Raw genomic sequence first — 26,003 nt, forward strand, 5'->3', positions numbered from 1 at the left:
GAATGAGCAAATCATCGAATATTACATGGCATAACGCTACCATTACAAAAGAAGACAGACGTGCGCAAAACGGTCATGGAAGCTGTACACTATGGTTTACAGGGCTATCTGGTTCTGGGAAATCAACAATTGCGAATGCAGTTTCAAACGAATTGTTTCGGCAGGGAATTAACGAATACGTTCTTGATGGAGACAATATCCGTCACGGCTTAAATAAGGATCTTGGTTTTTCTGAAGAAGATAGAACAGAAAATATCCGCCGCATCGGGGAAGTGGCAAAGCTGTTTGTTGACAGCGGTCAGATTGTCACTACTGCGTTTATTTCACCATTCCGTTCCGACCGGGACAATGTCCGTGCGTTATTTGCAGAAGGGGAATTTATCGAGGTTTTCATTGATTGTCCTCTTGAAGAATGCGAACGCCGTGACCCAAAACAGCTTTATGTTAAGGCTCGCAAAGGTGAAATTAAGGATTTTACGGGGATTGATTCACCATACGAGTCACCGGGAAATCCGGAAATCCTCATCCGCTCTGATTTGGTGACAGTTGAAGAATCAGTGGAACAAGTGTTAGGATATTTACGGGAAAAGAATATTATTTAATAAAATAGCTTTTTTAAAAAGAAGCGGGTACTATGAAATCACATAGTACCCGTTTGAGTTAAAAAGCAAAATGTGAAAGGAGCAGCCAGCATGAAAGCAATTCTCTACATTGGACACGGTACTCGCTCAAGGAAAGGGGCGGATGAGGCAAGGACGTTTATCCAGCGGATAATGGCCCGAATCGATGTGCAAATTCAGGAAATGGGTTTTCTGGAGCTGGCTGAGCCACTGATTGAAGATGGTTTCAGGCATTGTGTAGAAAGGGGTGCCACCGAAATAACGGTTGTTCCTCTTTTTCTGCTTGCCGCGGGGCATATAAAAGAGGATATACCAAATGCATTGGCAGGGCTTCATGAAAAATATCCTCATGTTAAGGTAAATGTGAAGGATCCTTTTGGGGTACAGGGGAACATTCTTGATGGTTTAGCAGATCTTGTTAATGAAGAGGCAGGGACGCTGACAGCTAAAGACAGCATCTTGCTTGTCGGCAGGGGGAGCAGCGACCCGGATATATTAGCGGATTTTGCAAACATTGTTGATGGAATCCGAAATCGTCTAGGACTTAATCGTGTTTCTGTTTGCTATTTAGCTGCCGCTGAACCCAGGTTCGATGAGGGATTGGAAACTGTCTGCAACGAGGCAGTGGGCCGGGTCATTGTCGTTCCTTACTTGCTGTTTTCAGGACTTCTATTAACGGAAGTGGTCCAAAAAGTGCGGAAAAAGGAAAAAGAAGGTTACTCGATTATACATACAGGTCAATTGAGCAGGCACCATGTTATTGAAGATGTCATTATTAAGCGGGCAATTGAAAATGAATAAGTTTCCTTTTTTCAAGGATTCTCAGATATATTCAGAAATTCGCAGATATATGAAAATGCTTCCTAAATAAGCTTTTTATTGGATTGATTTTTCTAGTTGAGATAGAATTTTCATTGGGTATAAGTGCCATAATAGGTTGGTATATGCCTAAAATTCCATGAGGAAAGGTGACCGCAATGGTAAAAAGCTTAAAAGATACAACTACATTACATAATGGTGTTGAAATGCCTTGGTTTGGCCTTGGTGTTTTTAAAGTGCAGGAAGGTTCAGAGGTAATTGACTCTGTAAAGGCAGCTATCAAAAATGGCTACCGCAGCATTGATACTGCAGCGGTTTATCAAAATGAAGAAGGTGTCGGTCAGGGCATTAGAGAGTCCGGTGTTTCTCGTGAGGAGTTATTCATCACTTCAAAGGTATGGAACTCTGATCAAGGTTACGAGTCCACACTTCAAGCATATGAAACTAGTTTAAATAAGCTGGGACTAGATTACCTTGACTTATACCTCATTCACTGGCCAGGCAAAAACAAATTCAAAGAAACTTGGAAAGCCCTTGAAAAATTATATAAGGATGGACGCGTTCGTGCCATCGGTGTCAGCAACTTCAAGGTCCATCACTTAGAGGAACTATTAAAGGATGCCGAGATTAAGCCGATGGTGAATCAAGTGGAATATCATCCACATTTAACTCAAAAGGATTTACTTGCTTTTTGCCAAAAAGAAGGGATTCAATTAGAAGCATGGTCGCCGCTTAAACAGGGGAAATTATTGAATGATCCTAATTTAAGTGATATTGCTCGTAAATATGGAAAGTCAGTTGCCCAGGTCATCTTACGCTGGGATTTACAATCAAAAGTAGTGACTATACCAAAATCAATTAAGGAACAGCGTATCATTGAAAATGCCGATATTTTCGATTTTGAGTTATCAACAGAGGACATAGCAAGAATTGATGGCTTGAACAAAGATGAGCGGGTCGGCCCAGATCCGGATGATTTTACGAATGGATTTACCGAATAAAGAACACAAAAAAAGCGAACAGCCGTAAAACTGTTCGCTTTTTTACGTTTAAATTAATGCCCTAACTCCACATCGTCGACGTGCTTGACATGGTGCCGATTCATGAAAATAAATATAACAGAAACAAGGACAAATCCAGCACCTACAATAAAAGGTGTTGATGGTGTATAAATTTCGGCAAGCTTACCTGCCGTATATGGTGCAATTGCACCCCCTATAAAGCGAAGGAAGCTATATGCGGCAGATGCAGTCGAGCGTTCTACCGGGGCAGAGTTCATAACAGCAGTGGTAATAAGCGTATTATTATTCCCCAGTAAAGCCCCAGCAAAAATAACAGCCGCAATAATAACCCATTGCGTTGATGTCCAAATACCCATCGCTAAAAGGACTAGGGCAAATAATGTTAACATTGCCCCCATAGAATTGATGGTTCCAAACCTTTGCTGAAGCTTTGGAGCAGTAACAACTGATGTAATGGCAAGTAAAATACCCCATCCCAGAAACACATACCCCAAGCCATGTTCGTCAAGACCCATTACAAATGGAGCGTAGGCAAGGAGGGTGAAGAAACCAAAGTTATAAAGCGCCGCAGCAATACCAAATACCAATAATGAACGATATTTTAAGGCGCGGAATGGATCAAGCAAGGAAGTTTTCTTTTGTTGTGTGCTCTGCTGCTGATGTGTTCGCGGCATTAATATCAAAAGTCCAACGAAGGCTACAATCATAAGTGTGGCAACACCGAGAAACGGACCTCTCCAGGAAATGGCCCCAAGCCAGCCTCCAAGTAAAGGACCTACAGAAATCCCTAAACCAATAGCAGCTTCGTAAAGGATGATGGCTTTTGCGGTCCCGCTGTTAGAAAGAGAGACGATCGCCGCCAAGGCAGTTGCGACAAACAGTGCGTTACCAAGGCCCCATCCGCCGCGAAGGCCAACAAGTGTCCAGATCCCATTTGAATAGCCGCCAAGCGCTGAAAAGACAGCAATTATGATAATTCCGGCAATTAGTGTCCATTTAATGCCTAGTCTTGATGATATCGTGCCGGTGATTAACATGGCAACGGCCATAACAGCATTATAGCTTGTAAAAAGAAGTGTAACCTCACTGTGAGAAGCATGTAATTGGTTAGCGATTGCAGGTAAAATCGGGTCGACAAGTCCCAAACCCATGAAGGCAATAATGCAGGCAAAGAAGACAGCCCAGACGGCCTTTGGTTGCTTAAGAAGATTTGATTCTTCTATAGAAGACATGCTAGTAGTTCTTGGTACAACAGTTTGTGATGTTGATGACATCTGAATCCCCCTTGTTTTATCTTTTCTTTGTAAGTATTAAAAATAGTTGTATAATGAAACTATATATTTGTATTATACAACCATTTTTCACTACGTCAATAGTGAATTCGCCTATAAGTTATAATTTTGGGCGCTCTTATGATATCATAAGAACAAGAAATGACACCTTGAGAGGTGATAATTATGTCTGAAGAATCCCTTGAAACGATCGAACTTGAACTGGCCATTATGATTCGCCGTATCACGGCCTACTCTTCTCATAAAAAAATTGGCAATCTTGATCGTTCCGCTTATCTTCTACTACATCAAATCGCAACAAATGGACCAGCAGGAGTGAAAACATTAGCAGGACAATCCCAACTGGATATTTCCACAATAAGCAGGCAGGCATCCGCATTAGAACAAAAAGGCTTCCTATATCGAATTCCTGATCCAACAGATGGAAGGGCATATTTCTTAGAAATTACTGAATTGGGTTTAAGGAAATTAAGGGAAGAGAGACAAACGAGGAAGATAAGGGTAGGAGAAGTGACAAAGGACTGGTCTGACGAAGAACGGGCCACATTTGGTAAACTTTTAACAAGATTTAATATTGCAGCCATTCAAGAATAAAAAAGAGGATTGACCAGGTCATCCTCTTTTTTAATTCTTTTAGTGTGTCTCATAAGGCGCTAATAGCTCTAAAAATTTTTCAAATGGCATTTGGCAGGCTGGGTATTTTTCAAGTAAATCCAGCATCGTAATGCCTTTTTCTACAACGTGAACCTTATAGGCATCTTCGTTTATAAGTGTTTCTAATTCTTTTTGATGAGGCGGGCATACGGTATGTTCAGCCAGCTCTTGAAGCTGCGGACGGGTAACAGTTTCTTCTAAATTAACCTTTAGACTCAGTAAGTCGCTGACCCGGACAGGGAAATCTAGTGGCAGCCGGGTCGCAAATTTCGGGTTTCCACTCAAGACAACCTGTGTATTTGTATCTAATGCGAAGCGGTTAAGAACACGTTCAACCGTCTTAAATGAATTGCGCGTTTTCACAGTCTGGACCGCAGTACCGCCTGAACCATGCTCTGTGGTCTGTACTTCATCGACAAATTGGATTGTCAATGCCTGATTCGATTCTTCTGATTTATTTTCAACTTTAAGCCCTAATGCCTCAAACACATTTGGCCATAATTGTTCATGCCAATCTTCAAACTGTTGATCAAAATCACTGCTTGCATCACCTTGGCCTTTTGGCGATATTCTGTTGGCACCTTTTTCAGCAAGCTTTTCGTCAATCAAATTAGGAACACTTTGATAAGTGTTCGCCCAGTTTGTATCTCCGCAGCCAAAAACAGCGTAACGAACACCATCGAGCATCTCACCTTCAGACTCTTTCATCCACTTGACAAACTTTCGAGCGTTCTTTGGCGGATTGCCATTATAAGAGGAAGTGACAATTACAGTAACTCCTTCTTTCGGCAATACGCCAACGTATTCATCAAGCGGAGCTATTTCACTTTTGAAACCTTTAAAACGAGCACTTGTTGCCAAATCTTTTGCGATTCCTTCCGCAGTCCCCATATTGGAACCGTATAGAACAAGTAATGGTGTATTATTTCCTATCGAAGAATCGTATTGTTGATTAGCTGATTTTAAGACAGAAGAGCTTTTTTCTTCAGCAGGTACTATAAATGATTCAACAAGACGTTTATCACGCAGTTGGACGCTCATCGTGAAATTTTCAGGCTTAAGCGTCAACGTTTGCTTAATTTTTAATTGATAGTTCGTATGGTCAATTAAGTCAAAGTTTTGCAAAATCATTCCTATTAATAATGTTGCCTCGTGAAGGGCAAACTGCATTCCGATACATGCACGTTGTCCATTGCCGAATGGTTTATAAGCATCATGCGGTATTTTTTTCGGGTCTTCAAACCGTTCGGGACGAAACTCTTCAGCATCTTCACCCCAAGCTTCTTTGTCGCGGTGCAGCTGAGGGAGGAGAATGGCAACCGTCTGCTTTTTATTTATCTTATATTTTCCTCCAAGAACCAAATCTTCCTTGGCATATAGGGTAAATTGCGGTGCTGTCGGATAAAGCCGTAACGATTCATTTAAAATCATCCGAATATACTTCAGCTCCAAAACTTGTTTAAAGGTTGGAACTGCTCCTGTCAATACACTGTCAACTTCCGCACGGGCTTTTTTCAGGATTTCCGGGTGCTTTAACAGCAGGTAAAGCGTAAAGGACAAAAGACCGCTGGTTGTTTCGTGTCCGGCAATCAGGAAGGTGATGATTTGGTAACGGATATTTTCATCATCGAGCATTTCGCCTGTTTGCGGATCTTTAGCACTTAGCATCCGAGCAAGCAAATCTGTTTCCCCTTGATCACCGCGTTCCTTCCGTTCAGCGATTAGTTTGTCTACCAAGGAAAACATCGCTTGGATGTTCTTTTGGTATTCCTGTCGTTTTTTTACCATGAATTTATCTTGAATCGGGAGACGGGTCCCTTTATGCATGGCTTCATCTAGGGCATTCACCATATTGATAATAAACGGGTCATGCGTCTCACGGTAGAAGCTGTTGAAACGATAGTTAAAGCCGCACAAGCCAATCGTATCAAGCGTAAGTCTGGTCATATCATCCGGTACATCAATACTATCATTTGGATTCAGCCGTGCCCATTTTTGGACGAGCTGGCTTGCTATGTCTACCATCATGGAGTGATACCCTTTCATAGCTGACAGACTAAACGAAGGCATTAGAATGTTATGGGCTTTTTGCCAGTTTGGCTCAGATGTTTTACCTGTAAATAGCCCATCGCCAGCGAATTCGCGGACCTGATGGAGGCCGCCGAGCAAACTTTTATCAAATTTTCCGCTGTTCAGAACCTCGCCGGCCCATTTATGGCCGGAAACAAAAATGGTAGAAAATCCGCCGAAAAATTCCATACGAAAAATCGGACCGTATTTTTCCGCGATTTTCCATAAGGAGAGTGTCGGGGCCTCCTTATCAATCAAAGGCATGTTGCCAAGTGGGCCATACGTTTTCGGCTGCGGTATCGCAGCAATTTCGGAAGTAGACATATTTGTTTTTACAACCTTCCTTTCTCCTCGAGAAATTTAATTTTTAAATAATTTTAAAATAATATTTTAGAAGATTATACCATGTGTATAATACGAATATAAAGCATTTGATGAGTAAATATTCAGACAAATTTCTACATTTTTTTCATTTTTGCTTTTTACGAAAATAGGCTGAAAAACAAACAAATTATTGAAAACGGTTTCAAAAAGGAGTATATTATAAAGAGAGTGAAGTGATATTTTAGAAGATTATAGTGTCCTCTTAAAAGTGGTTGTTGATCAGGTGATATTTTTTTAAAATAATATTTTTGAAGAATTTTTGTTTTAAGAATGAAATTATAGCAGGAATGTAATACAATAACTTTGTAAATGTTATTATATATAATAGGATTCTATTAAAATAGAATGCCTAAATACAAAGGTGAGGTAAGAAAATGGAAGCGAATACAACAAGGGTTGAACAAGACTTCTTAGGAAAAAAAGAAATACCGGAAAATGCTTATTATGGGATTCAAACATTACGGGCCGTTGAAAATTTTCCGATTACAGGATACCGAATCCATGAGGAATTAATTAAGGCATTAGCAATGGTCAAGAAAGCAGCAGCTATTGCTAATATGAATACCAAACGTTTATACAGCGGACTTGGGGAAAAAATCGTTCAGGCAGCCGAGGAGATCATTGAAGGGAAGTGGCATGACGAGTTTATCGTCGACCCAATTCAGGGTGGTGCCGGGACATCCATGAATATGAACGCAAATGAGGTGATCGGCAACCGCGCACTTGAATTGCTGGGACACAAAAAAGGGGATTATAAGCATTTAAGCCCAAATAGCCATGTCAATATGTCACAATCGACAAATGATGCCTTCCCAACGGCAATCCATATTGCAACACTAAATCTATTGAGCAAATTATTAGAGACAATGCAGTACATGCATAGCGTTTTCAAGGCAAAAGCAAAGCAATTTGAAACAGTAATCAAAATGGGCCGAACTCACCTTCAAGATGCTGTACCGATTCGCCTCGGCCAGGAATTTGAAGCGTATTCCCGTGTACTTGAAAGGGATATGAAGAGAATTTCTCAATCGCGGAACCATTTATATGAGGTAAATATGGGGGCAACTGCAGTTGGAACAGGATTAAATGCTGACCCTCAGTATATTGAAGATGTGGTAAAACAGTTGGCCGAAATCAGCGGGCTGCCATTGGTCAATGCGGAGCACCTGGTGGATGCCACCCAGAATACCGATGCCTATACGGAGGTTTCTGCCGCTCTAAAAGTATGTATGATGAATATGTCGAAAATTGCTAACGATCTACGCCTGATGGCTTCGGGACCACGGGCAGGTCTGGCTGAAATTTCACTGCCGGCACGCCAGCCTGGATCTTCCATCATGCCGGGTAAAGTAAACCCAGTTATGCCGGAACTGATTAACCAAATTGCTTTTCAGGTGATTGGCAATGACCATACCATTTGTCTGGCATCGGAAGCAGGGCAGCTTGAGTTAAACGTAATGGAGCCTGTTTTAGTCTTCAATCTGCTGCAATCCATCAGTATCATGAACAATGGTTTCCGCTCATTTACTGACCACTGTTTAGCTGGCATTGAGGCGAATGAAGCTAGATTGAAAGAATATGTTGAAAAGAGTGTCGGCATTATTACCGCAGTAAATCCGCATCTTGGTTATGAAGCAGCGGCAAGAATTGCAAGGGAAGCGACTTTAACAGGGAAATCTGTTCGTGAGTTGTGCCTGCAGCATGATGTTTTAACTGAGGAAGAATTGGATCAAATCCTTAATATTTATGAAATGACAAAACCGGGGATTGCCGGAGCGGCACTTTTAGATCGAGATTAAAACCCAAAGAGCGAACAGTTAGCGAACTGTTCGCTTTTTTTATATTTAAAATTGGATGTATTAAGAGAGGTTGTCTAAAAGCTGACAACCTTTCTTTTTTTAACTTGAAGTAAATATTCTGCTGCAATAAAGTAGAAAAATTTAAAAAAAGGGTAATAATTCCGAAAATGGGGGCATCGAGAGTTTTTTATAATAAAGGTAAAAGGAAGAAAGGAGAAAGTGGATGAAGACAAAGATAAAGGGAAGGTATGTCATAGGCTATGACGGGGAAGACCATGTTATCATCGAAAATGCTGAAGTTGTTTATGAACAAGACACTATTATATATGTCGGTAAAAATTACACAGGTGTAATAAATGAAATAATCGATGTAGGGAATGCCGTCATTAGCCCTGGTTTTATTGATTTAAATGCGTTAGGAGATATCGACCATGATATTTTACACCTCGAGGCCAGTACAAACAGACAGAAAAACTTGCTCTGGTCCGCGCAATATATTAAGGACGGATACCATGAAGTGATGACCGCTGAAGAAGAAGCTTTTAAATCTCTTTATGCCTATACGCAGCTAATTCTACACGGGATTACAACGGCGATGCCAATTACGTCAGTCTTTTATAAAAAATGGGCTGAAACATATGAGGAATTAGCAGCAGCTGCAAACCATGCCGGAAACCTTGGGTTAAGAATTTATCTTGGTCCTAGCTATCAATCTGGGATCAGGGTGGTACAACCCGATGGTACTATCAAGCTTTATTTGGATGAAGAAGCCGGTAAAGAGGGATTAAAACGGGCGGTTAGATTTGTGGAGGAATTTGACGGTGCTTTTGATGGGCTAGTTCGGGGCATGCTTGCACCTGAACGGATAGAATGCCAAACAATCGATAGCATGGCACAAACGAAGTATTTTAGCGAGAAGCTGGGAGTTCCAATAAAACTCCATGCGGCACAAGGAACTTTTGAATATCATACCATTGTGGATAAATATGGGGTCACTCCAATTCGCTTCTTATACGACCTTGGCTTCTTAGGGCCCAAAACTGGGATCCCACACGCTCACTATATTGCCGGATATAGTGAAGCGAAAGTTGGTGAAGGGAACGATATCGCACTCCTGCGAGAAACCGGGACGACAGTGATTCATTGTCCGTTAATTATTGGCAGGCACATGTCAGCTTTAGAGTCCTTTGCGAAATATAAAAGAGCAGGAATTAATATAGCGCTCGGAACGGATACCTTCCCTCCGGATATTTTCCAGAACATCCGGACCGGAAGCATGTTTTCTCGTTTTATTGAAAAAGAAGTCAAAGATTCAACATACGCTGATTTCTTTAGGGCAGCAACACTCGGTGGTGCTAAATTCCTCGGCAGGGCCGATCTCGGCAGGCTCGCTGTTGGTGCGAAAGCTGATATTATTGCGATTGATTTGGATGGATTTCACATGGGGGTTCTGGATGACCCAATTCGCACGATGGTCGTAGGCGGAACTGGAAGAGATGTGAAATTATCTATCATCAATGGCAGAATTGTCATGAAGGATCAGCAAATTCCAAACGTTAATTTAGAAGAAATTAAATTCAAAGGGCAACAATATTTTAATAAAATGAGAAAGGGATATATGGAAAGAGATTATCAGAAGCTTCCGGAACGACAATTATTTCCAACATCCTTTAGAGTTGTAGAATCTATTAAAAATGAAAGAAAGTAGTAAAGATATTAAAAAAGGAAGTAAAGATATTTGAAATATTATTATCTGAATATTTTTTATAATTAGACAAAGGTTAAACCCTTTTAAAAAATATTCAGGAGGTAAGATTGATGAAGGGAAATAGGGGGGTAGGAAAATTCTTTATCGTCATGTTCATGATGATGGTAATCATGGCAGGTTGTTCTACCAAAAAAGATGTTAGCAGTGACACCAAAAAAAGTGACTCAGCCGCTAAAGAAGGGGGAACTTTGGTCGTTGCGCGCTTATCTGATGCTGAAAATTTGGACCACCATTTTATGTCTACCATTAATGCCGCAAGTATTACTCATCGGAAGATTTATGAGGGTTTAGTTGGCCGTGATAAAAATGCTCAAATAAAGCCATTGCTAGCGGAAAAGTGGGAGCAAAAGGACGATACAACCTGGGAGTTTACCCTAAGAAAAGGTGTAAAGTTCCATGATGGAACCGAATTTAAGGCAAATGCTGTCAAAGCTACCTTTGATCGTTTATTAGACCCAAACGTTGGTTCACCGAGAGCGGTTGTATTTAAAATGGTTAAGGAAGTAAAGGTTATTGATGATTATACCGTACAGTTTATCTTATCTGAGCCGTTCTCTCCGTTACTCTCTATCTTAGCGAGCCATGAAGGTGGTATTATCAATCCAAAAACGATTGAAAAATATGGCAAGAAAATTATCCAAGAGCCAAATGGAACAGGTCCATTTGTATTCGAATCCTGGACACCGGGTCAAGAAATTGTCTTAAAAAAGTACAACGATTATTGGGGAGAAAAAGCAAGGGTGGATAAAGTCGTATTCAAGGTTGTTCCTGAAGAAACGACAAGAATATCGATGCTTGAAACGGGAGAAGCTCATATAGCTGAACCGCTTTCCGTACCGATGATGGATACAGTAAAAACTTCAAAGGCTGTCGATGTTTACCGTAGTGAAGGATATGGAACAGAGTATATTGGTTTTAATGTTCAGAAGAAACCTTTTAACGATGTTCGTGTTCGAAAGGCTATATCCTACGCTGTTGAAATGGATTCCATTATTAAAGGTGTATATAACAATGTTGGGAAAAGAGCGAATTCCTTATTGGGCTCTAAAGTATTTGGCTACAATGATACAATGAAGGCCTCTGAATATAATTTAAATGAAGCGAAAAAGCTGCTTGCAGAAGCAGGCTATTCGAATGGATTGGAAATAACTCTTAAAACAATGGATAGCAAAGAGCGAATCAATATGGCCGAAGTTCTTCAATCTCAATTAAAAGGGATCGGCGTTAAGGTTAATATTCAAGTATTGGAATATGGAACATTTGTAGAGCAAGTAAACAAAGGTGATTCAGAAATGTTTATTATCAGCTGGAGAAATGCTACTGGAGATGCTGATTATAATCAATATAATCTTTTCCATACAAGTTCCCAAGGTGGGGCAGGAAACACCTTTTTCTACAGCAACAAAGAGGTTGATAGTTTAATTGAAGCAGCTAGAAGAGAAAAGGATCAAGAAAAACGCAAGGAGCTTTATGCACAATCACAAGAATTAGAAATGAAGGATGTAGTGTATATTCCAGTCCGTGTGATAGAAAACCTAGCAGCTGTCTCAAAAAATGTAGAAGGCTTTGCGATAAGCCCGTCAGGCTATTTAGAAATAAACGATGTATCTATTAAATAACTTTAAGGCAGATAAAAGGGATATCTCTGTGGGGTACCCCCTTTTATCTTTTGCTCTGAAAAGAAAGGAAGTTAGAGAATGAATAGAAGTTTTTGGTTAAAGAATGTTCGTTTGGAAACAGGTTACATTAAAGAGAACGGAAGAGTTGTAGGGACACAAACAGGGCTATTTCAGTTATTAATTGAAAATGGCAAGATTACGACAATAATCGATGCATCAGAGACACTCTTGAATGAATTACCCGTGATGAACGCGGAAGGCCTGCTTCTCATCCCATCCTTTGTTGAAAAGCATGTTCATTTAGACAAAACCTATATGGGAGATCGCTGGAGGGCCTGTATACCAGCATCAGGTGTGATTGAACGATGTGAAATAGAAAAAAATATTCTTACTTCTATATCATCCAGCACGAAGGATCGTGCGGAAGCACTGCTTGAGGTGTTATTATCTTATGGCTCGACTCATGTCAGAACGCACGTGGATATTTATCCAGAAGTAAGCTTGCAGAATTTAGAAGGAGTAAAACTAGCTTTAGAAACGTATTCGCATAAATTAAGTTCCGAAATTGTAGCCTTTGCCCAGCACGGCTTGCTACGGCCTGGGACAGTTGAACTCGTTAAAGAAGCATTAAGAAATGGTGCCGGAATTGTGGGTGCTGTCGACCCTGCAACTGTTGATAATAATATCGAAGCATCATTAGTACAGTTAATGGATTTGGCAGTTGAGGCAAATGCCGATATCGATTTGCATTTACACGACCCTGGACACTTAGGAACCTTCACGATGAAACGGCTAGCCTATTTAACGAAGCAGGCAGGCTGGGAGGGAAGAGTTGCCATAAGCCATGCATTTGGCCTTGGAGATGTTTCGCAGGGAGAGGCCGTAGAAATGGCTGAGATTTTAAAGGATGCAGGAATATCGATTGTGACCAGCCTGCCAATCGGCCGCAACATACCTCCTGTTCCGCTTCTTACTGAATTTGGAGTAGAAGTGGCTGTGGGGAATGATAATATCTTTGATTCATGGTGGCCAACTGGTAACGGGGATGTACTTGAAAGAGTGGGCAGATTAGTAGAAAGAAGCCGCTGGACAAATGAAGTTTCCTTAGGGCAAGCACTTAAATATATTACCGGCGGTTTAACACCGTTGGACAAAGAAGGTAATCAGATTTGGCCAAAACCAGGGAATACCGCCAATATGATTCTGGTTGAAGCGAGCTGCTCGGCCGAAGCTGTTGCAAGAAGAGCCAAGCGGAAAGCGGTTTTTTATAATGGAAACATCGTATCTGGCTCACTTTAAAACACAAAATGAAACATAACAAAAAGGGGATGACACGGTCATCCCCTTTTTGCAGTTCCTGGAAAATACTTTACCGCTTTTATTGTCCGAAAGTTCACCCAATTGAAGACCCCATCCAAATAGAGAAAAAATGTCCTTTTTTCCAGGTTCTTGCTTCAGGTTGTGTTGGTAATAGGTCATGGCTTAACATGGATAAATCTTCGAATAGGGATTGTGATTGTCCCAATGCAGCTCCCTCCAAAAGTCGTAAAATACCTAAGATTTTATAGGTGCTTTTTTTAAAATGTATACAAACAAACAGATGACACCCGATATAGCAAAGCTAATCCAAATCGCTTTCAGGTCATTGGTAAATGGAATCAATAAGAAGCCCCCCGCTGCTCCAATCAATGAGGAATATGGTATGACCACGGGAATGGGCTTGCTGCTAAGAATGATGTACAGCATTGGAATAATTATCGAGGCATAAATATTTCCGAAAAAGAACAATAATTTCAATGGATTCGGCGTAAGAATACTGACTATTACTAGCAAACACACACAAACTATTCCAGAAAAAATATAGGAGTATTTCCATCTTTCATGATTCGTTAATGGCCGAAACAATTCCAACACATTTTTTACAAACAAGGTAGTAGTTGCGTGCAATTCAGCATTTATCGCAGAAGAAATTGCGCTAAAACAAAATAATACAAATAAAATAATCAGCATTGTGGACTGAATCTTGTCAACTAATTCAAACAAAAGCGAATATATATTCTTATAGCTTCTACCGAACATAATAATCATTAATAAAGATGATAAGGCAAGAGGGATGGTTGCCCAGATCCCCCCCGCTAAAGAAAAGGTCATTGTTACTTTTTCTTTTTGAATTATAAATACTCTTTGCCAGGTGGCACGGTCCATCATAATCTGTCCAAAGAAGATTAAAAGGGCGGTAAATATAAACCATATCGCATCCATATTTTTGAAGTATAAAATATAGGGATGGTAAAGCTTTATTCCGTCATATACTGGATGAACCCCTGCTTGAATATAAAAATAGACAGGAATCAGGAGGACTGCGCCAAATATTAAAGCTACATTAACGCCGGAAAACTGATGAATTCGCTGCATTCCGCTTACTCCACCAACAAAAAAACAAAAGCCCATAAACAGAATCATCCCGATAAATACGGGAATAGGGAAAATAATATGTATGAGAATCCCTGCACCCATTGCTTGAATAAAAAGCGAATAAAAGCTCGTAACCAAAAGAATAAACATTATATACCAATATCCGCTAGGAGTCAGCTTTTGCCGCATCACATCCCCAATCGTTTGTTCATTGTGAAAATTGTTTCGGATTTTTTTTGCTAAAAATCCAAATAAGACAAGAGCAAGAGCCCCCATTAACGAATAACCAATGGCACCGGTTATTCCGTATTTTACTAGTGTTTCAGGTGCAGAAAGTATCGTATTTCCGGTAATCCAGCGTGCCAATAAGCTAACAACTCCAAAGCTTACTCCTAATTTTACAGCACCACTAATGTAAAATTGATAATCCTTCCTATTCAACGCAATGTCTCCTTCAGTCGATAGTCACGTGGGGAATATCCAGTTATTTTACGGAAAATTTGACTAAAATAATGCTGACTGTTAAATCCACATCTGTCTGAAATAGTATTAATACTTAGTTCTGGATTTTCTATTAACATTCTCTGAGCTTCCTTTAATCGATAGTCATTTAAATATTCTGAAAACCCCATCCCAACTTCCTCATGAAATTTTCTGCTAAAATAAGCTGGATTTATATGAATTTTCGAAGCCAAATAATTCAATGTCAATTTCTCACTATATTCTTGGTGAATAATTTGCAGGGCGTTCATGATTGGTTCAGAGTAACGTCCTATACGTTCGTATCTTTTTAACACTTCAAGTAATTCATCTTCAATAACCGGCTTAGTAATGTAATCAACAACCCCAAGTCGTATCGAAGTTTGAGCATATTCAAAATTTTGAAAAGCTGTTACCATAATGATATCCATTTTATGAGAACGAGTTAGTTCCGCGGCTAATTCTAATCCTGATTTTCCCGGAAGCTGAATATCCAAAAAGGCAAGCATGATATCATGTTGTTTCAGAATTTGAACAGCCTGGGATGCATCTTGTGCTTTGAAAAATTTCCATGTTGGAAATCTTTTTTGGATTAAGTATTCAAGCTGCTCTAACTCTAGCGGCTCATCATCAACTAACATGATATTCATAATCGTTTATCTCCTTGATTTTCGTTCTTATTTACATATGGAAAAACAGCCAAAACGTTGGTTTTATCATTTAAAGATGTTAATTGAATAGAAGTATGTTCAGGTGAAAATAAAAGCTCCAGTCTTTTGGCGATATTCTCTAATCCCAGTCCCCCCTTATAAGGCTGGTCTTCATGTTTTTCACTGGAACTGTTCCATACCGTTACATGTACATACTTCTCTTTCTTCTCAACAATTATTTTTAAGAACGCTTCTCCAGCATATTTTTCAAATGAATGCTTAAATGCATTCTCCACAAATGTCTGGATTAAAAATGGGATAATAACGGCCTGTCCAACAGAAGGATCCATAGCGATTTCATAATGGAGTCTGTCCCGAAACCTTATCTTTTGAATTTCCAAGTAATATTTAATATAAGTCAGTTCATCATTGATCGTTATAAAGGGAGAATTCGTTTGATACTTAAATTTAAGCAGCCTTGAAAGAGCTTCAATAGAACGTATTAATTCAGTTTTACGTTCGAGCCTTGCCAAACTTAATATGGAATTCAATGTGTTAAAAAGGAAATGCGGCTGTATTTCCTGATTTAATTGATTATATAGGGCAGTTTGAAGTTCTCTTTGCAACGCAATTTCCCGTGTTTGTTTTTCCAAAAGGTCAATCCGTTTTTCGAAGATGAATAAAAACAGCAGTGTGAATGCACCTAATAAAGGTGCAAGCACACAAAACATAATATAAAGGGAGAAAGCATCCATCGAAAGCATATAAAGTGATTCTCCTTTACATGGCGAAAAGGGAGTATGACTAACTCCCTTTTTTAATATAATATTTTATACTTATTTTTTATTATTTGAAAATATTTTTATTTTGCAAGTTCATCCGCGTAGTGACAGCTGACAAAATGATTTTCCCCTAATTTTCTAAGGGCTGGTTCCTCATTATTACACTTTTCTGTTGCAAACGGGCAACGTGTATGGAACCGGCATCCGCTTGGCGGGTTAATAGGGGAGGGGACATCACCTTTTAAAATGACCCGCTCTCTTTTCAACTCCGGGTCAGGTACCGGAATTGATGATAATAATGCTTTGGTATAAGGGTGGAGCGGTGAATCAAACAAAGCTTTTTTCTCAGCAATCTCGACTACCTTTCCTAAATACATCACCATGACTCGGTCAGAAATGTGCCGTACCACACTTAGATCGTGTGAGATGAAAAGAAAAGTGAGCTGAAACTGATTTTGCAGCTTTTTTAATAGGTTAAGAATTTGTGCCTGGATCGATACATCCAAAGCTGAGACAGCTTCATCACAAATGATTAATTTCGGATTCACCGCCAGAGCCCTGGCAATCCCAATCCTCTGACGTTGGCCTCCGCTGAACTCATGAGGATATCGATCTAATGCTTCTGGCGGGAGACCAACATACCCGAGTAATTCCAACATTCTTTCCATTCTTTTTGGTTTTGGAACGACCTCTTGAATGGCCATCGCTTCATTCAAAATTTGTTTTACTGTTTGTCTTGGATTAAGAGAGGCGAAAGGATCTTGAAAAATTACCTGCAGGTCTCCTCTTAACTTTCGCATTTCTTTTTTGTTTAAATCCAAAATATTTTGTCCTGAATAATAAACCTTGCCATCTGTTGGTTCATCAAGCCTTAAAATTGCCCGCCCGGTGGTAGATTTGCCGCAGCCGGATTCGCCGACAATGCTTAAAGTCTCACCTTCAAAAAGATGGAAAGAAACATCGTCAACTGCCTTTACATATGACTTTGGTTTAAAAAGGGAGTCTGATTTGACAGGAAAATACTGCTTTAAATTTTCTACTTGTAATAATAGCTTTTTCTCGGCTTGTGCCTGCATTATTTTACAGCCTCCTGTTGTTGGAATTCTGTCCATTGACTTGTATACATCCAGCAGCGGACCTTTACACCATCCGGCTGTGCTGCGAGTTCTGGTTGACGCTCATGGCAAATTGGCTGTTTAAAGGGACATCTGGATGCAAATCGGCAGCCAAGAGGCATATTATAAGGACTTGGGACACTGCCTTCAATGGTTTTCAATTCATCTTGATCCTCATGGATTTTAGGTAATGAGGCTATTAAACCTTGCGTGTAAGGATGTCTTGGATCCGAAAAAATCTTATTAGTTGGAGCATGTTCTACAATGTTACCGGCATACATGACGGCAACTGTATCACAGGTTTCAGCAACAACACCCAAATCATGGGTAATCATAATAACGCCCATGCCAAGCTTTGTTTGTAAATCTTTTATCAATTCTAAGATTTGCGCCTGAATAGTTACATCCAAGGCTGTTGTCGGTTCATCCGCGATTAACACCTCAGGAGTGCAAGCTAGTGCCATTGCAATCATGACACGCTGCCTCATGCCACCGCTTAATTGAAAAGGTTCCTGTTTTGCTCTTTTTTCAGGAGAGGGTATACCAACTAACTTCAGCATTTCTACTGCTTTGTCCCGTGCCTCTTTTTTACTCATCTTTTGATGGAGTCTTAATGCTTCGGCGATTTGTTCTCCAACAGGGATGACAGGGTTTAACGAGGTCATCGGTTCCTGGAAAATCATCGAGATTTCATTCCCGCGAATTTTCCTCATTTCATCTTCTGAAAGGGAGACTAAGTCTTTACCTTTAAACAGAATCTGCCCGCCGGCAATTTTTCCGGGAGGGGAGGGGATTAACCTTAGAATGGAAAGAGATGTCATACTTTTTCCACAGCCGGATTCACCTACAATCCCTAATGTTTCGCCCTTCCTTAGTGTAAAATCGATGCCGTCTACGGCTCTACTGACCCCACGCTTCGTGTGGAAATGTGTTTTTAAACCTTTCACTTCTAAAATCGGTCTGTTTTCAGCATTCATGACCGTTCACCACCTTTTAATTTAGTTCAATCCGTTTATTAAAGAATCGATATAGTACATCAACACATAAATTCACGATAACGAAAACTAGCGAGGCTACTAATACTCCTCCTTGTACCATTGGAAGATCGCGCATCCTGATCGAATCTACGATCATCCTTCCTAATCCATTAATAGCGAAAATCGACTCGACTAAAACGGTACCGCCAAGCAATGCGCCAAACTGTAGGCCAACAACGGTGATCACAGGAATTAATGCGTTACGTAATGCATGCTTATAAACGATTACTCGCTCACGAAGACCTTTAGCACGAGCAGTTCTAATATAATCCTGACGAATAACTTCAAGCATACTTGATCTCGTCATTCGGGCCACAATAGCTGCGCCGCCAGCACCTAATGTAAGAGCTGGAAGGATCACGTGAAGAATGCTTTCCCATCCGGCGACTGGCAGTATCTGCAATTTTACAGAAAAGAAATACATCATCATTAAACCGAACCAAAAGCTTGGTAATGAAATCCCTAATAATGCGACAATCATAACCGTTGTATCTGTTAGGGAATAAGGTTTAACTGCAGATATGATGCCAGCAGCCATCCCTAGAACGATCGTAATGATAATACTGAAAAAGGCAAGCTCCATAGTTATTGGTAATCTAACCAATATTTCCTCTAGAACGGGCTGGCTATTTTTAAGGGACACCCCAAAATCACCACGAAAAACGTTCATCAAGTAATCAAAATACTGTACGTATAGTGGTCTATTTAACCCTAATTGCTCCCGAATGGCTTCAATGGTATCTTTTGAAGCACCTTCACCAGCAAGCAATACAGCGGGGTCCCCCGGAACAAGCTGCATAATAATGAACACTACAAACGTTACCCCAATAACCACAGGAATTGTTTGCATTAAACGGCGTAAGATAAACATTAACATCGTTGGTCAACCTCCCTATTTCTTCATTCTTGGATCAAATGCATCTCGTAATCCATCACCAAAAATATTAAAACCTAAAACTAGTATAGAAATGGCCAGCCCTGGAAAAATAGCGATATAAGGTGCTGAGAATAAGAAATCCCTTCCGTTGCTTAACATGGTCCCCCACTCTGGAGATGGAGGCTGGGCACCAAGCCCAAGGAAGGATAGGCCAGCTGCTGAGAGAATGACTGTTGCTAGTCTAAGTGTCCCTTGTACAATAATAGGTGACAGAATATTCGGTAATATATGTTTAAAAATAATTGTTATATCATTCGCTCCCAGCGAACGGATGGCATCAATGTACTCAAGCCGCTTTACTTCTAAAGTCGAACCGCGAACAATTCGGGCAAATAACGGAATCGAGTATGCTCCTACTGCAATGGTTACATTTGTTAAGCCTGGTCCAAGTGCACTGATGATTGCCAATGCTAGTAAAATTCCAGGGAAAGCTAGCAGGATATCCATGATTCTCATAATCGTAGAGTCAATCCATTTTCCATAGTAGCCCGCAACAAGTCCAAAAATAATACCGAAAAAGGCACCGAAGATTACCGCAGTGAATCCAATCCCCATTGACAGTCTCGATCCAAAAAGAATCCGACTTAAAATATCTCTTCCTTTATCATCTGTTCCCATCCAATGATCTGGGGACGGGGGTATTAATTTATTTTCCAATTTAATTTCGTATGGATCATAAGGAGCAAGTAATGGTGCGAAGAGTGCAACTATTATATAGAAAAGTATAATGATAGCACCAACCATTGCCGCTTTATTTTGCATTAAAATGGAAAGGAAATCTTTCAGTTTAGATTCTTTTGGATGATTCATAGTTTGTGTTACTACAACTGTTTGTTTTGTTTTTGCTTCAAGTGTCATGCAAAACCCTCCTTAATTATTTTATTTGAAAGAATGCTGTAGTTTCTGGTTGTCATGTTCCTCCTTATGAAAGCTAATTTTTTTATGTGGAATAAGTACAAAATTATCAAAATTTAAGTGAAAGTAAATATTTTTTAAATTGTTTGTCAAAATAGTTAAAATTTTAGTAAATATTCTGTAAATATTTCAAATCATCATCTTCTATAATGCAGATAAGCAAATTTAGAGGCAGGTGAAAAAACGGATACAGCTTAGATATAGAATTTAAATAACATCATAAAGGGGAAAGAGATATGGAGAAAAAAAGTCGCACCATTAAAAATGGCATTCTATTTGTTTTAATAGGATTAATGCTGCTGTTTGCTCAAGCTTGTTCAACGAAATCAGCTAATACCAACGAAACAGCAGGGAAGAAAAATGAAGTTAAAAAAGGTGGAATACTTACTGTAGTTCGTCTTTCTGATGCAACGAAATTAGACCCACATTTTATAACCGATATTCCTTCTGCTAATGTTGTTTATCAAAAGGTATATCAGGGACTGGTTGTACCAGACAAAGATTTTAAAATTCAACCACTGTTAGCAAAAGAATGGAAGGTCGTAAATGATACAACTTGGGAATTTAAATTAAGAGAAGGTGTTAAATTCCATGATGGAGCATCATTTAATGCAGAAGCTGTGAAGGCAACATTTGATCGTTTATTAGATCCAAAAACGGGGTCGCCACAGCGTACGAAATTTGCCATGATTAAAGAAGTAAAAATTGTTGATGATTATACCGTTCAATTCTTGCTTGACTATCCATATGCCCCACTTCTATCTATATTAGCGAGCCAAGAAGGAAGCATCATTAGTCCAAAAGCATTGGCTGAAAATCCAGAAAAATTAGCTGAACATCCAGTTGGAACTGGCCCGTTTGTTTTTAAAGAATGGAAAAGCGGCCAAGAAATTTCACTTGTGAAAAATGAAAATTACTGGGGGAAAAAACCAAATATCGATGGGGTAGTATTTAAAGTTGTTCCAGAAGATGCAACTCGTCTAGCCATGATTGAAACGGGCGAAGCGCATATCAACGATCAAGTCCCTGTCACTGAAATTGAACGGATTGAAGCTTCTGATACAATGGAGCTTTATCGCACTGAAGGACTTGCTGTTGAATTCCTCGGCTTTAACGTAAAGAAAAAACCATTTGATGATGTAAGAGTCCGTAAAGCAATCAGCCATGCGATTGAAAGAGAAGCCATCATTAAAGGTGTTTATAATAATGTGGGGACCCTTGCTAACGTGGCCATGAGCCCTAAAGTGTTCGGTTATAGCGACAAGGTAAAGCCGTATGATTATGATTTAAATGAAGCCAAAAAATTGTTAAAAGAAGCAGGCTATGAAAAAGGGTTAGAGATTACCTTAGTTACCAGCGATCGTAAAGAACGTATAAATATGGCTGAAGTTATTCAATCTCAGTTAAAAGGGATTGGGGTAAATGTGAAGATTCAAGTGATGGAATATGGCGCATTTATTGAAACTCTTAATAAGGGACAACATGAAATGGTCATCAACGGATGGGGAAATGCCACTGGCGATGGAGATTATAACCAATACAACTTATTCCATACTTCTTCACAAGGTCCTGCAGGGAACCATTTCTACTATAGTAATCCTGAAGTAGACAAATTGATTGAAGATGCGCGTAGAGAAACTGATGAGAAAACACGCTTAAAACTGTATGAAGAAGTTATGCAAAAAGAAATTGACGATGCAGTTTATATTCCAATCCGCAATTACGAGTACTTAGCAGTAAGTAATAAAAATGTAAGTGGGTATTGGTTAAACGCTTCAAACTACCTAATGATTGATGATGTAGTTATTAAGTAAAAAGCTTGATTGAATGTTGATGAAGGAAAAGTACTTTTTTACAAAAGTGCTTTTCCTAATTTTTTTTCATAGGAGGAAATGAAATGACGACTTTTTGGTTAACAAATGTTCGTTTAGAAAAAGGCTTCAAATATGAAAATGAACGTATTGCCGCTACTGAAACAGAAATTTGCCATTTGAAAATTGAAGGAGGCAAAATCACCGAAATCACTAGTGAATTGCCTAACTTGGGTGAAAAGCAGGTTGATGCGAAGCAGCAGCTATTACTGCCATCCTTACGAGATATGCATATTCACATTGATAAAACCTATTATGGCGGACCTTGGAAAGCGTGTACTCCAATCACAAAAGGGATCTTTACCAGATTAGAAGAAGAAAAGGTGCTTTTGCCAAAGCTTTTACCAACTGCACAGGAACGCGCTGAAAAAATGATTGAATTATATATTCGGAATGGGCATACCCATATCCGCACCCATTGTAACGTCGATCCGGTCATAGGATTAAAAAATTTGGAAGCAACTGTGAATGCTTTGAAAAAATATGAGGATGTCCTAACCTATGAAATCGTCGCCTTCCCGCAGCATGGACTCCTTAGGAGTGATTCTGTTCAATTAATTCGCGATGCGATGAAAAATGGAGCTACCCTCGTAGGGGGTGTTGACCCGGCAACGGTTGATAGAAATATTGAAAAATCATTGGCGACGATTTTTGAAATTGCTGTTGAAAACGATAAGGGTGTCGATATTCACCTTCATGATCCTAACACATTAGGTGCATTTACTTTTGAAAGAATGGCTTACTATACGGAGCAAGCCGGGTTAAAGGGAAAAGCAACCATCAGTCATGGGATAGCACTAGGCGATTTATCGGGGGAAGCACTCGTTGAAATGGCGGCTATTTTAAGAGAACAAGAGCTTGATGTGACAACAACTGTACCGGTTAATCGTCCTACTATACCAATTCCGACTCTTGATAAATTGGGTGTTCCGGTTTCCGTAGGCCATGATAGCATCACGGACCACTGGTCTCCATTTGGCACTGGAAATACTATTCAAAAGCTTGGAACCCTTGCTGAGAGGTTCCGATTGAGTGATGAATACTCTTTATCAACTGTCCTAAAATATGGTACTGGCGGAGTGACGCCTCTAAATGAAAGAGGCGAACGTGTCTGGCCAAAGGTTGGCGATGACGCAACCATGATGTTTGTAAATGCATCTTGTTCAGCAGAAGCAATCGCAAGGCGGGCCACTGTAGAAGCACTATTTTTTAAAGGGAAAAAGGTCGAAAGTAAGCTAACGGAAACAAATGAAGTAAGAGTGTAAACGAGGGGGAAATGAAGATGTCTGCTCCATATTGGTTAACAAACGTTCGATTAGAAACTGGCTATCAACAGGATGAGAAAGGTGACTACGAAACAAAAACATCACTCTTCCATTTGAAAATAGAGGATGGGAAATTTGTTGAGAAAAAAGACGCTACTTTTGTCATCCCATCCGGGGAAATAAAAATAGATGGAAAAGGTTTATTAGCGATTCCAACCTTTAAGGAGATGCATAATCACCTTGATAAAACCTATTTATCTCTCAACTGGAAGGCTCCCATTCCAGCAAAAAATTTAACAGAACGATTACGGCTGGAAGCTATGGAACTGGAGCATTTGGCTTCAACGACCAAGCAGAGGGCTAGTGCGATGATTGAGCTACTTCTTTGCCAAGGTTCTACGCATATCCGGACTCATGTGAATATTGATCCCTACATCGGATTGAAAAATTTGGAAGGCGTGAAAGCAGCGCTAGAAGATTATTCCGATAAATTAACCTATGAAATTGTTGCCTTTCCACAGCATGGACTTTTAAGGGACAACGTTATTTCCTTAATGAAGGAAGCCATGAGAAATGGTGCAAATATTGTTGGCGGGCTTGACCCAGCAGGTATTGACCGTAACATAGAAAAATCTTTATATGAAGTAATGAACCTAGCAACAGAATTTGATGCTGACGTGGATATACATTTGCATGACGGCGGTCATGTTGGCTATTATACGGTAGATAAATTAGCTGAATTGGTTGAAGAGGCAAAATGGCATAATCGTGCAACCGTCAGTCATGCCTTTAGTTTAGGGGACGTGCCGATTCCACAGCAGGAAGAGATTGCTGAAAAGCTTAGCAATTTAGGGATGTCGATCATGTCCACGATTCCAATCAACAGAACGCTCCCTCCAATTGATTTATTAGACCGAAAAGGGGTTAATGTCTATTTAGGCTGTGATGGTTTTTATGATTCATGGGGACCGTTTGGAACAGGTGATGTACTGGAAAAGGTGACTCGCTATGGTGAGTTATATCGCAAAAGCGATGAACTGTCCCTGTCTCAATCGTTAAAATACGCAACAGGCGGACCAACACCATTAACGAAAGATGGGGAAGTGGCTTGGCCGCTTGAAGGAGACGAGGCCAACCTTGTACTTGTTAATGTATCTTGTACGGCTGAAGCGGTTGCAAGAACTCCGAAACGGGAGGCTGTTATTTTTAGAGGGAAAGTGGTCTCGGGACAAATTTAATCATTCAGGATGATAATATTCTCAAAAAGAAGAAGCCCAGAAAATGGGCTTTTTTTTGCTAATAAGTTAGTTGAATTCAACTACGCCTCAATCTTCGTCTTATCGGACTTGCCAATCGGCGAGTTTTCATTTAATCGTCTCACATATATAGGAGAAAAAAATTTAAAAATTTAAAATTTTACCTCTTTTTTAATAAATTTACAAAGTTTTGAGCTGTCTTTGATAAGTAATGATTTTTCAGCCATATTAATCCGACAGAGGAGGACAGCTTAGAACTTGGAATTTGGTATGATTGTATTGGATATCCTTTATGCAGTTTAAGCATGGTTTCTGGAACAATGGATGCACCAAAACCAGATGAGACCAAATCCATCAATAGAGTAATGTCTGAACACTCACCAACAATGTTAGGATGTTTTTCGTACCGAGAAAATGCCTCCAAAATTAAATAATGCACACCTAATCCTTCCGTACTTGGTAAAATGAGCGGGTAGTTTTGAAGCTCTCCAAATGAGACCTCATGAACTAACGGTTTCTGTTTTTTTGATGTTATAAAATAAAATGGTTCTGTTTGAAGGTGAAGAACTGAAAAATCATCTAAATTGAGCGGCATTCGAATGATTGCCAGCTCCACCACCCGGTCTTTGACTAGCTTACAAAGATGAGAGGATTCATTTTGTTGAATTTTATATGTAACATTTGGGTATAGTTTTTGAAACTGATGGAGTATTTCAGGTAATTCGACAACAGAAAATGTATTGATTCCTAACGATAGTCTCCCTTTTGTCCCATTTCCTACTTCCTTCACTTCCATTTTGGCTTCTTCCATTAACTGGGTCACTCGCAAAGCGTATTTATATAAGGCTTTCCCCGCTTCGGTTAATTCAAAAAATTTTCCATTTCTCTCTACTAATTTTGAGCCTAGTTCCTCTTCCATTGTTTTTAAATGTTGACTTAAAGGGGGTTGAGAGATATGAAGTCTTACTGCGGCAGCAGAAATTTTTCTTTCCTCAACAATGGCTATAAAATATCGCAGCTGTCTTATGTCCAACGCTAAAACACTCCTTGTATTATATGAAAAACTTAAGTAAAATTTATTTTTTTTATATTTTTAATATGGTTGTTCCCATGTTAGCATATTTCTATCAGGTAGGAAAAGGATTACTAGTGATATCTGATCTCCGCAATTTTTCCGTCCTCGATCAATAAATGGTAACATTCCGTATTTGTACCCGTTATGATGCTATCCTC

The 26,003-nt window shown here is 39.7% G+C and carries 21 protein-coding genes; 11 read left to right on the plus strand and 10 right to left on the minus strand.

Annotation, left to right across the window (positions count from 1 at the left end; all coding sequences use genetic code 11):
* Nucleotides 1-2 precede the first annotated feature (2 nt).
* The 3 genes from cysC to QNN06_RS12440 all read left to right on the plus strand — a co-directional run bounded on the left by cysC (nucleotide 3) and on the right by QNN06_RS12440 (nucleotide 2,440).
* Nucleotides 3-602, plus strand: a complete 600-nt coding sequence (gene cysC / locus QNN06_RS12430) for an adenylyl-sulfate kinase (protein ID WP_284037661.1) — start codon at nucleotides 3-5, stop codon at nucleotides 600-602.
* Between the two features lie 90 nt (nucleotides 603-692).
* Complete coding sequence (locus tag QNN06_RS12435; RefSeq protein WP_284037662.1) at nucleotides 693-1,421, plus strand: sirohydrochlorin chelatase; 729 nt, start codon at nucleotides 693-695, stop codon at nucleotides 1,419-1,421.
* Nucleotides 1,422-1,597: 176 nt separating this feature from the next.
* Nucleotides 1,598-2,440, plus strand: a complete 843-nt coding sequence (locus tag QNN06_RS12440) for an aldo/keto reductase (protein WP_213116064.1) — start codon at nucleotides 1,598-1,600, stop codon at nucleotides 2,438-2,440.
* A 53-nt stretch (nucleotides 2,441-2,493) separates the two neighbouring features.
* On the opposite strand, the gene QNN06_RS12445 is transcribed toward QNN06_RS12440, so the two are convergent.
* On the minus strand, nucleotides 2,494-3,735 hold the full coding sequence (locus QNN06_RS12445) for an MFS transporter (protein WP_213116063.1): 1,242 nt from the start codon (nucleotides 3,733-3,735) through the stop codon (nucleotides 2,494-2,496).
* Nucleotides 3,736-3,918: 183 nt separating this feature from the next.
* Here QNN06_RS12445 and QNN06_RS12450 point away from each other — a divergent pair, with 183 nt between their 5' ends.
* Nucleotides 3,919-4,347 carry a MarR family winged helix-turn-helix transcriptional regulator gene (locus QNN06_RS12450; RefSeq protein ID WP_213116062.1) on the plus strand — a complete coding sequence of 143 codons (429 nt, stop codon included), beginning with the start codon at nucleotides 3,919-3,921 and terminating at the stop codon, nucleotides 4,345-4,347.
* A 39-nt stretch (nucleotides 4,348-4,386) separates the two neighbouring features.
* Here QNN06_RS12450 and QNN06_RS12455 read toward each other — a convergent pair whose 3' ends face one another.
* On the minus strand, nucleotides 4,387-6,801 hold the full coding sequence (locus QNN06_RS12455) for a cytochrome P450 (protein ID WP_349654936.1): 2,415 nt from the start codon (nucleotides 6,799-6,801) through the stop codon (nucleotides 4,387-4,389).
* 434 nt (nucleotides 6,802-7,235) lie between these two features.
* Here QNN06_RS12455 and aspA point away from each other — a divergent pair, with 434 nt between their 5' ends.
* From aspA to QNN06_RS12475, 4 genes are all read left to right on the plus strand, one after another.
* Nucleotides 7,236-8,660 carry an aspartate ammonia-lyase gene (aspA, locus tag QNN06_RS12460; RefSeq protein WP_213116060.1) on the plus strand — a complete coding sequence of 475 codons (1,425 nt, stop codon included), beginning with the start codon at nucleotides 7,236-7,238 and terminating at the stop codon, nucleotides 8,658-8,660.
* A 223-nt stretch (nucleotides 8,661-8,883) separates the two neighbouring features.
* Nucleotides 8,884-10,368: an amidohydrolase family protein gene (locus QNN06_RS12465; RefSeq protein WP_217034105.1), complete on the plus strand. Its 1,485-nt coding sequence runs from the start codon at nucleotides 8,884-8,886 to the stop codon at nucleotides 10,366-10,368.
* A 110-nt stretch (nucleotides 10,369-10,478) separates the two neighbouring features.
* Nucleotides 10,479-12,047, plus strand: coding sequence for a glutathione ABC transporter substrate-binding protein (locus QNN06_RS12470; protein WP_284037663.1), 1,569 nt, complete (start codon nucleotides 10,479-10,481; stop codon nucleotides 12,045-12,047).
* A gap of 78 nt (nucleotides 12,048-12,125) precedes the next feature.
* Nucleotides 12,126-13,346 (plus strand): amidohydrolase, encoded by a 1,221-nt coding sequence (locus tag QNN06_RS12475; protein ID WP_213116056.1) that lies wholly within the window; start codon nucleotides 12,126-12,128, stop codon nucleotides 13,344-13,346.
* 255 nt (nucleotides 13,347-13,601) lie between these two features.
* Here the strand turns inward: QNN06_RS12475 and QNN06_RS12480 are convergent, their stop codons facing one another.
* From QNN06_RS12480 to QNN06_RS12510, 7 genes are all read right to left on the minus strand, one after another.
* Nucleotides 13,602-14,903, minus strand: a complete 1,302-nt coding sequence (locus QNN06_RS12480) for an SLC5/6 family protein (RefSeq protein WP_213116055.1) — start codon at nucleotides 14,901-14,903, stop codon at nucleotides 13,602-13,604.
* Nucleotides 14,900-15,592: a response regulator transcription factor gene (locus QNN06_RS12485; protein ID WP_213116054.1), complete on the minus strand. Its 693-nt coding sequence runs from the start codon at nucleotides 15,590-15,592 to the stop codon at nucleotides 14,900-14,902. The genes QNN06_RS12480 and QNN06_RS12485 overlap by 4 nt, the downstream gene beginning before the upstream one ends.
* Nucleotides 15,589-16,356 (minus strand): sensor histidine kinase, encoded by a 768-nt coding sequence (locus QNN06_RS12490; RefSeq protein WP_284037664.1) that lies wholly within the window; start codon nucleotides 16,354-16,356, stop codon nucleotides 15,589-15,591. The genes QNN06_RS12485 and QNN06_RS12490 overlap by 4 nt, the downstream gene beginning before the upstream one ends.
* Before the next feature lie 98 nt (nucleotides 16,357-16,454).
* Complete coding sequence (locus QNN06_RS12495; protein ID WP_213116052.1) at nucleotides 16,455-17,450, minus strand: ABC transporter ATP-binding protein; 996 nt, start codon at nucleotides 17,448-17,450, stop codon at nucleotides 16,455-16,457.
* Nucleotides 17,450-18,466, minus strand: coding sequence for an ABC transporter ATP-binding protein (locus QNN06_RS12500; protein WP_213116051.1), 1,017 nt, complete (start codon nucleotides 18,464-18,466; stop codon nucleotides 17,450-17,452). The genes QNN06_RS12495 and QNN06_RS12500 overlap by 1 nt, the downstream gene beginning before the upstream one ends.
* A gap of 16 nt (nucleotides 18,467-18,482) precedes the next feature.
* Complete coding sequence (gene nikB / locus QNN06_RS12505) at nucleotides 18,483-19,403, minus strand: nickel ABC transporter permease (RefSeq protein WP_213116050.1); 921 nt, start codon at nucleotides 19,401-19,403, stop codon at nucleotides 18,483-18,485.
* 15 nt (nucleotides 19,404-19,418) lie between these two features.
* Nucleotides 19,419-20,273, minus strand: coding sequence for an ABC transporter permease (locus tag QNN06_RS12510; RefSeq protein ID WP_249366509.1), 855 nt, complete (start codon nucleotides 20,271-20,273; stop codon nucleotides 19,419-19,421).
* Between the two features lie 341 nt (nucleotides 20,274-20,614).
* Between QNN06_RS12510 and QNN06_RS12515 the strand changes: the two genes are divergently transcribed.
* The 3 genes from QNN06_RS12515 to QNN06_RS12525 all read left to right on the plus strand — a co-directional run bounded on the left by QNN06_RS12515 (nucleotide 20,615) and on the right by QNN06_RS12525 (nucleotide 24,752).
* Nucleotides 20,615-22,192 carry a glutathione ABC transporter substrate-binding protein gene (locus QNN06_RS12515; RefSeq protein ID WP_213116048.1) on the plus strand — a complete coding sequence of 526 codons (1,578 nt, stop codon included), beginning with the start codon at nucleotides 20,615-20,617 and terminating at the stop codon, nucleotides 22,190-22,192.
* 83 nt (nucleotides 22,193-22,275) lie between these two features.
* A complete protein-coding gene (locus QNN06_RS12520; RefSeq protein ID WP_213116047.1) occupies nucleotides 22,276-23,514 on the plus strand; it encodes an amidohydrolase family protein in 1,239 nt (412 codons plus the stop codon).
* A 17-nt stretch (nucleotides 23,515-23,531) separates the two neighbouring features.
* The gene (locus QNN06_RS12525) at nucleotides 23,532-24,752 is read left to right on the plus strand and encodes an amidohydrolase (protein ID WP_213116046.1); all 1,221 of its coding nucleotides are present in this window, start codon (nucleotides 23,532-23,534) and stop codon (nucleotides 24,750-24,752) included.
* A gap of 178 nt (nucleotides 24,753-24,930) precedes the next feature.
* Here the strand turns inward: QNN06_RS12525 and QNN06_RS12530 are convergent, their stop codons facing one another.
* Nucleotides 24,931-25,803 carry a LysR family transcriptional regulator gene (locus tag QNN06_RS12530; RefSeq protein WP_213116045.1) on the minus strand — a complete coding sequence of 291 codons (873 nt, stop codon included), beginning with the start codon at nucleotides 25,801-25,803 and terminating at the stop codon, nucleotides 24,931-24,933.
* Nucleotides 25,804-26,003 lie beyond the last annotated feature (200 nt).

The organism is Neobacillus sp. 114 (genome assembly GCF_030127045.1).
In the GTDB taxonomy this organism is placed as follows: Bacteria; Bacillota; Bacilli; order Bacillales; family Cytobacillaceae; genus Neobacillus; species Neobacillus rhizophilus.

What these genes read in the sequence shown, in the direction of transcription:
- cysC (WP_284037661.1), top strand. Translation starts at nt 3, where the DNA reads ATGAGCAAATCATCGAATATTACATGGCATAACGCTACCATTACAAAA.
- QNN06_RS12435 (WP_284037662.1), top strand. Translation starts at nt 693, where the DNA reads ATGAAAGCAATTCTCTACATTGGACACGGTACTCGCTCAAGGAAAGGG.
- QNN06_RS12440 (WP_213116064.1), top strand. Translation starts at nt 1,598, where the DNA reads ATGGTAAAAAGCTTAAAAGATACAACTACATTACATAATGGTGTTGAA.
- QNN06_RS12445 (WP_213116063.1), bottom strand. Translation starts at nt 3,735, where the DNA reads ATGTCATCAACATCACAAACTGTTGTACCAAGAACTACTAGCATGTCT.
- QNN06_RS12450 (WP_213116062.1), top strand. Translation starts at nt 3,919, where the DNA reads ATGTCTGAAGAATCCCTTGAAACGATCGAACTTGAACTGGCCATTATG.
- QNN06_RS12455 (WP_349654936.1), bottom strand. Translation starts at nt 6,801, where the DNA reads ATGTCTACTTCCGAAATTGCTGCGATACCGCAGCCGAAAACGTATGGC.
- aspA (WP_213116060.1), top strand. Translation starts at nt 7,236, where the DNA reads ATGGAAGCGAATACAACAAGGGTTGAACAAGACTTCTTAGGAAAAAAA.
- QNN06_RS12465 (WP_217034105.1), top strand. Translation starts at nt 8,884, where the DNA reads ATGAAGACAAAGATAAAGGGAAGGTATGTCATAGGCTATGACGGGGAA.
- QNN06_RS12470 (WP_284037663.1), top strand. Translation starts at nt 10,479, where the DNA reads ATGAAGGGAAATAGGGGGGTAGGAAAATTCTTTATCGTCATGTTCATG.
- QNN06_RS12475 (WP_213116056.1), top strand. Translation starts at nt 12,126, where the DNA reads ATGAATAGAAGTTTTTGGTTAAAGAATGTTCGTTTGGAAACAGGTTAC.
- QNN06_RS12485 (WP_213116054.1), bottom strand. Translation starts at nt 15,592, where the DNA reads ATGAATATCATGTTAGTTGATGATGAGCCGCTAGAGTTAGAGCAGCTT.
- QNN06_RS12490 (WP_284037664.1), bottom strand. Translation starts at nt 16,356, where the DNA reads ATGCTTTCGATGGATGCTTTCTCCCTTTATATTATGTTTTGTGTGCTT.
- QNN06_RS12495 (WP_213116052.1), bottom strand. Translation starts at nt 17,450, where the DNA reads ATGCAGGCACAAGCCGAGAAAAAGCTATTATTACAAGTAGAAAATTTA.
- QNN06_RS12500 (WP_213116051.1), bottom strand. Translation starts at nt 18,466, where the DNA reads ATGAATGCTGAAAACAGACCGATTTTAGAAGTGAAAGGTTTAAAAACA.
- nikB (WP_213116050.1), bottom strand. Translation starts at nt 19,403, where the DNA reads ATGTTAATGTTTATCTTACGCCGTTTAATGCAAACAATTCCTGTGGTT.
- QNN06_RS12510 (WP_249366509.1), bottom strand. Translation starts at nt 20,273, where the DNA reads ATGAATCATCCAAAAGAATCTAAACTGAAAGATTTCCTTTCCATTTTA.
- QNN06_RS12515 (WP_213116048.1), top strand. Translation starts at nt 20,615, where the DNA reads ATGGAGAAAAAAAGTCGCACCATTAAAAATGGCATTCTATTTGTTTTA.
- QNN06_RS12520 (WP_213116047.1), top strand. Translation starts at nt 22,276, where the DNA reads ATGACGACTTTTTGGTTAACAAATGTTCGTTTAGAAAAAGGCTTCAAA.
- QNN06_RS12525 (WP_213116046.1), top strand. Translation starts at nt 23,532, where the DNA reads ATGTCTGCTCCATATTGGTTAACAAACGTTCGATTAGAAACTGGCTAT.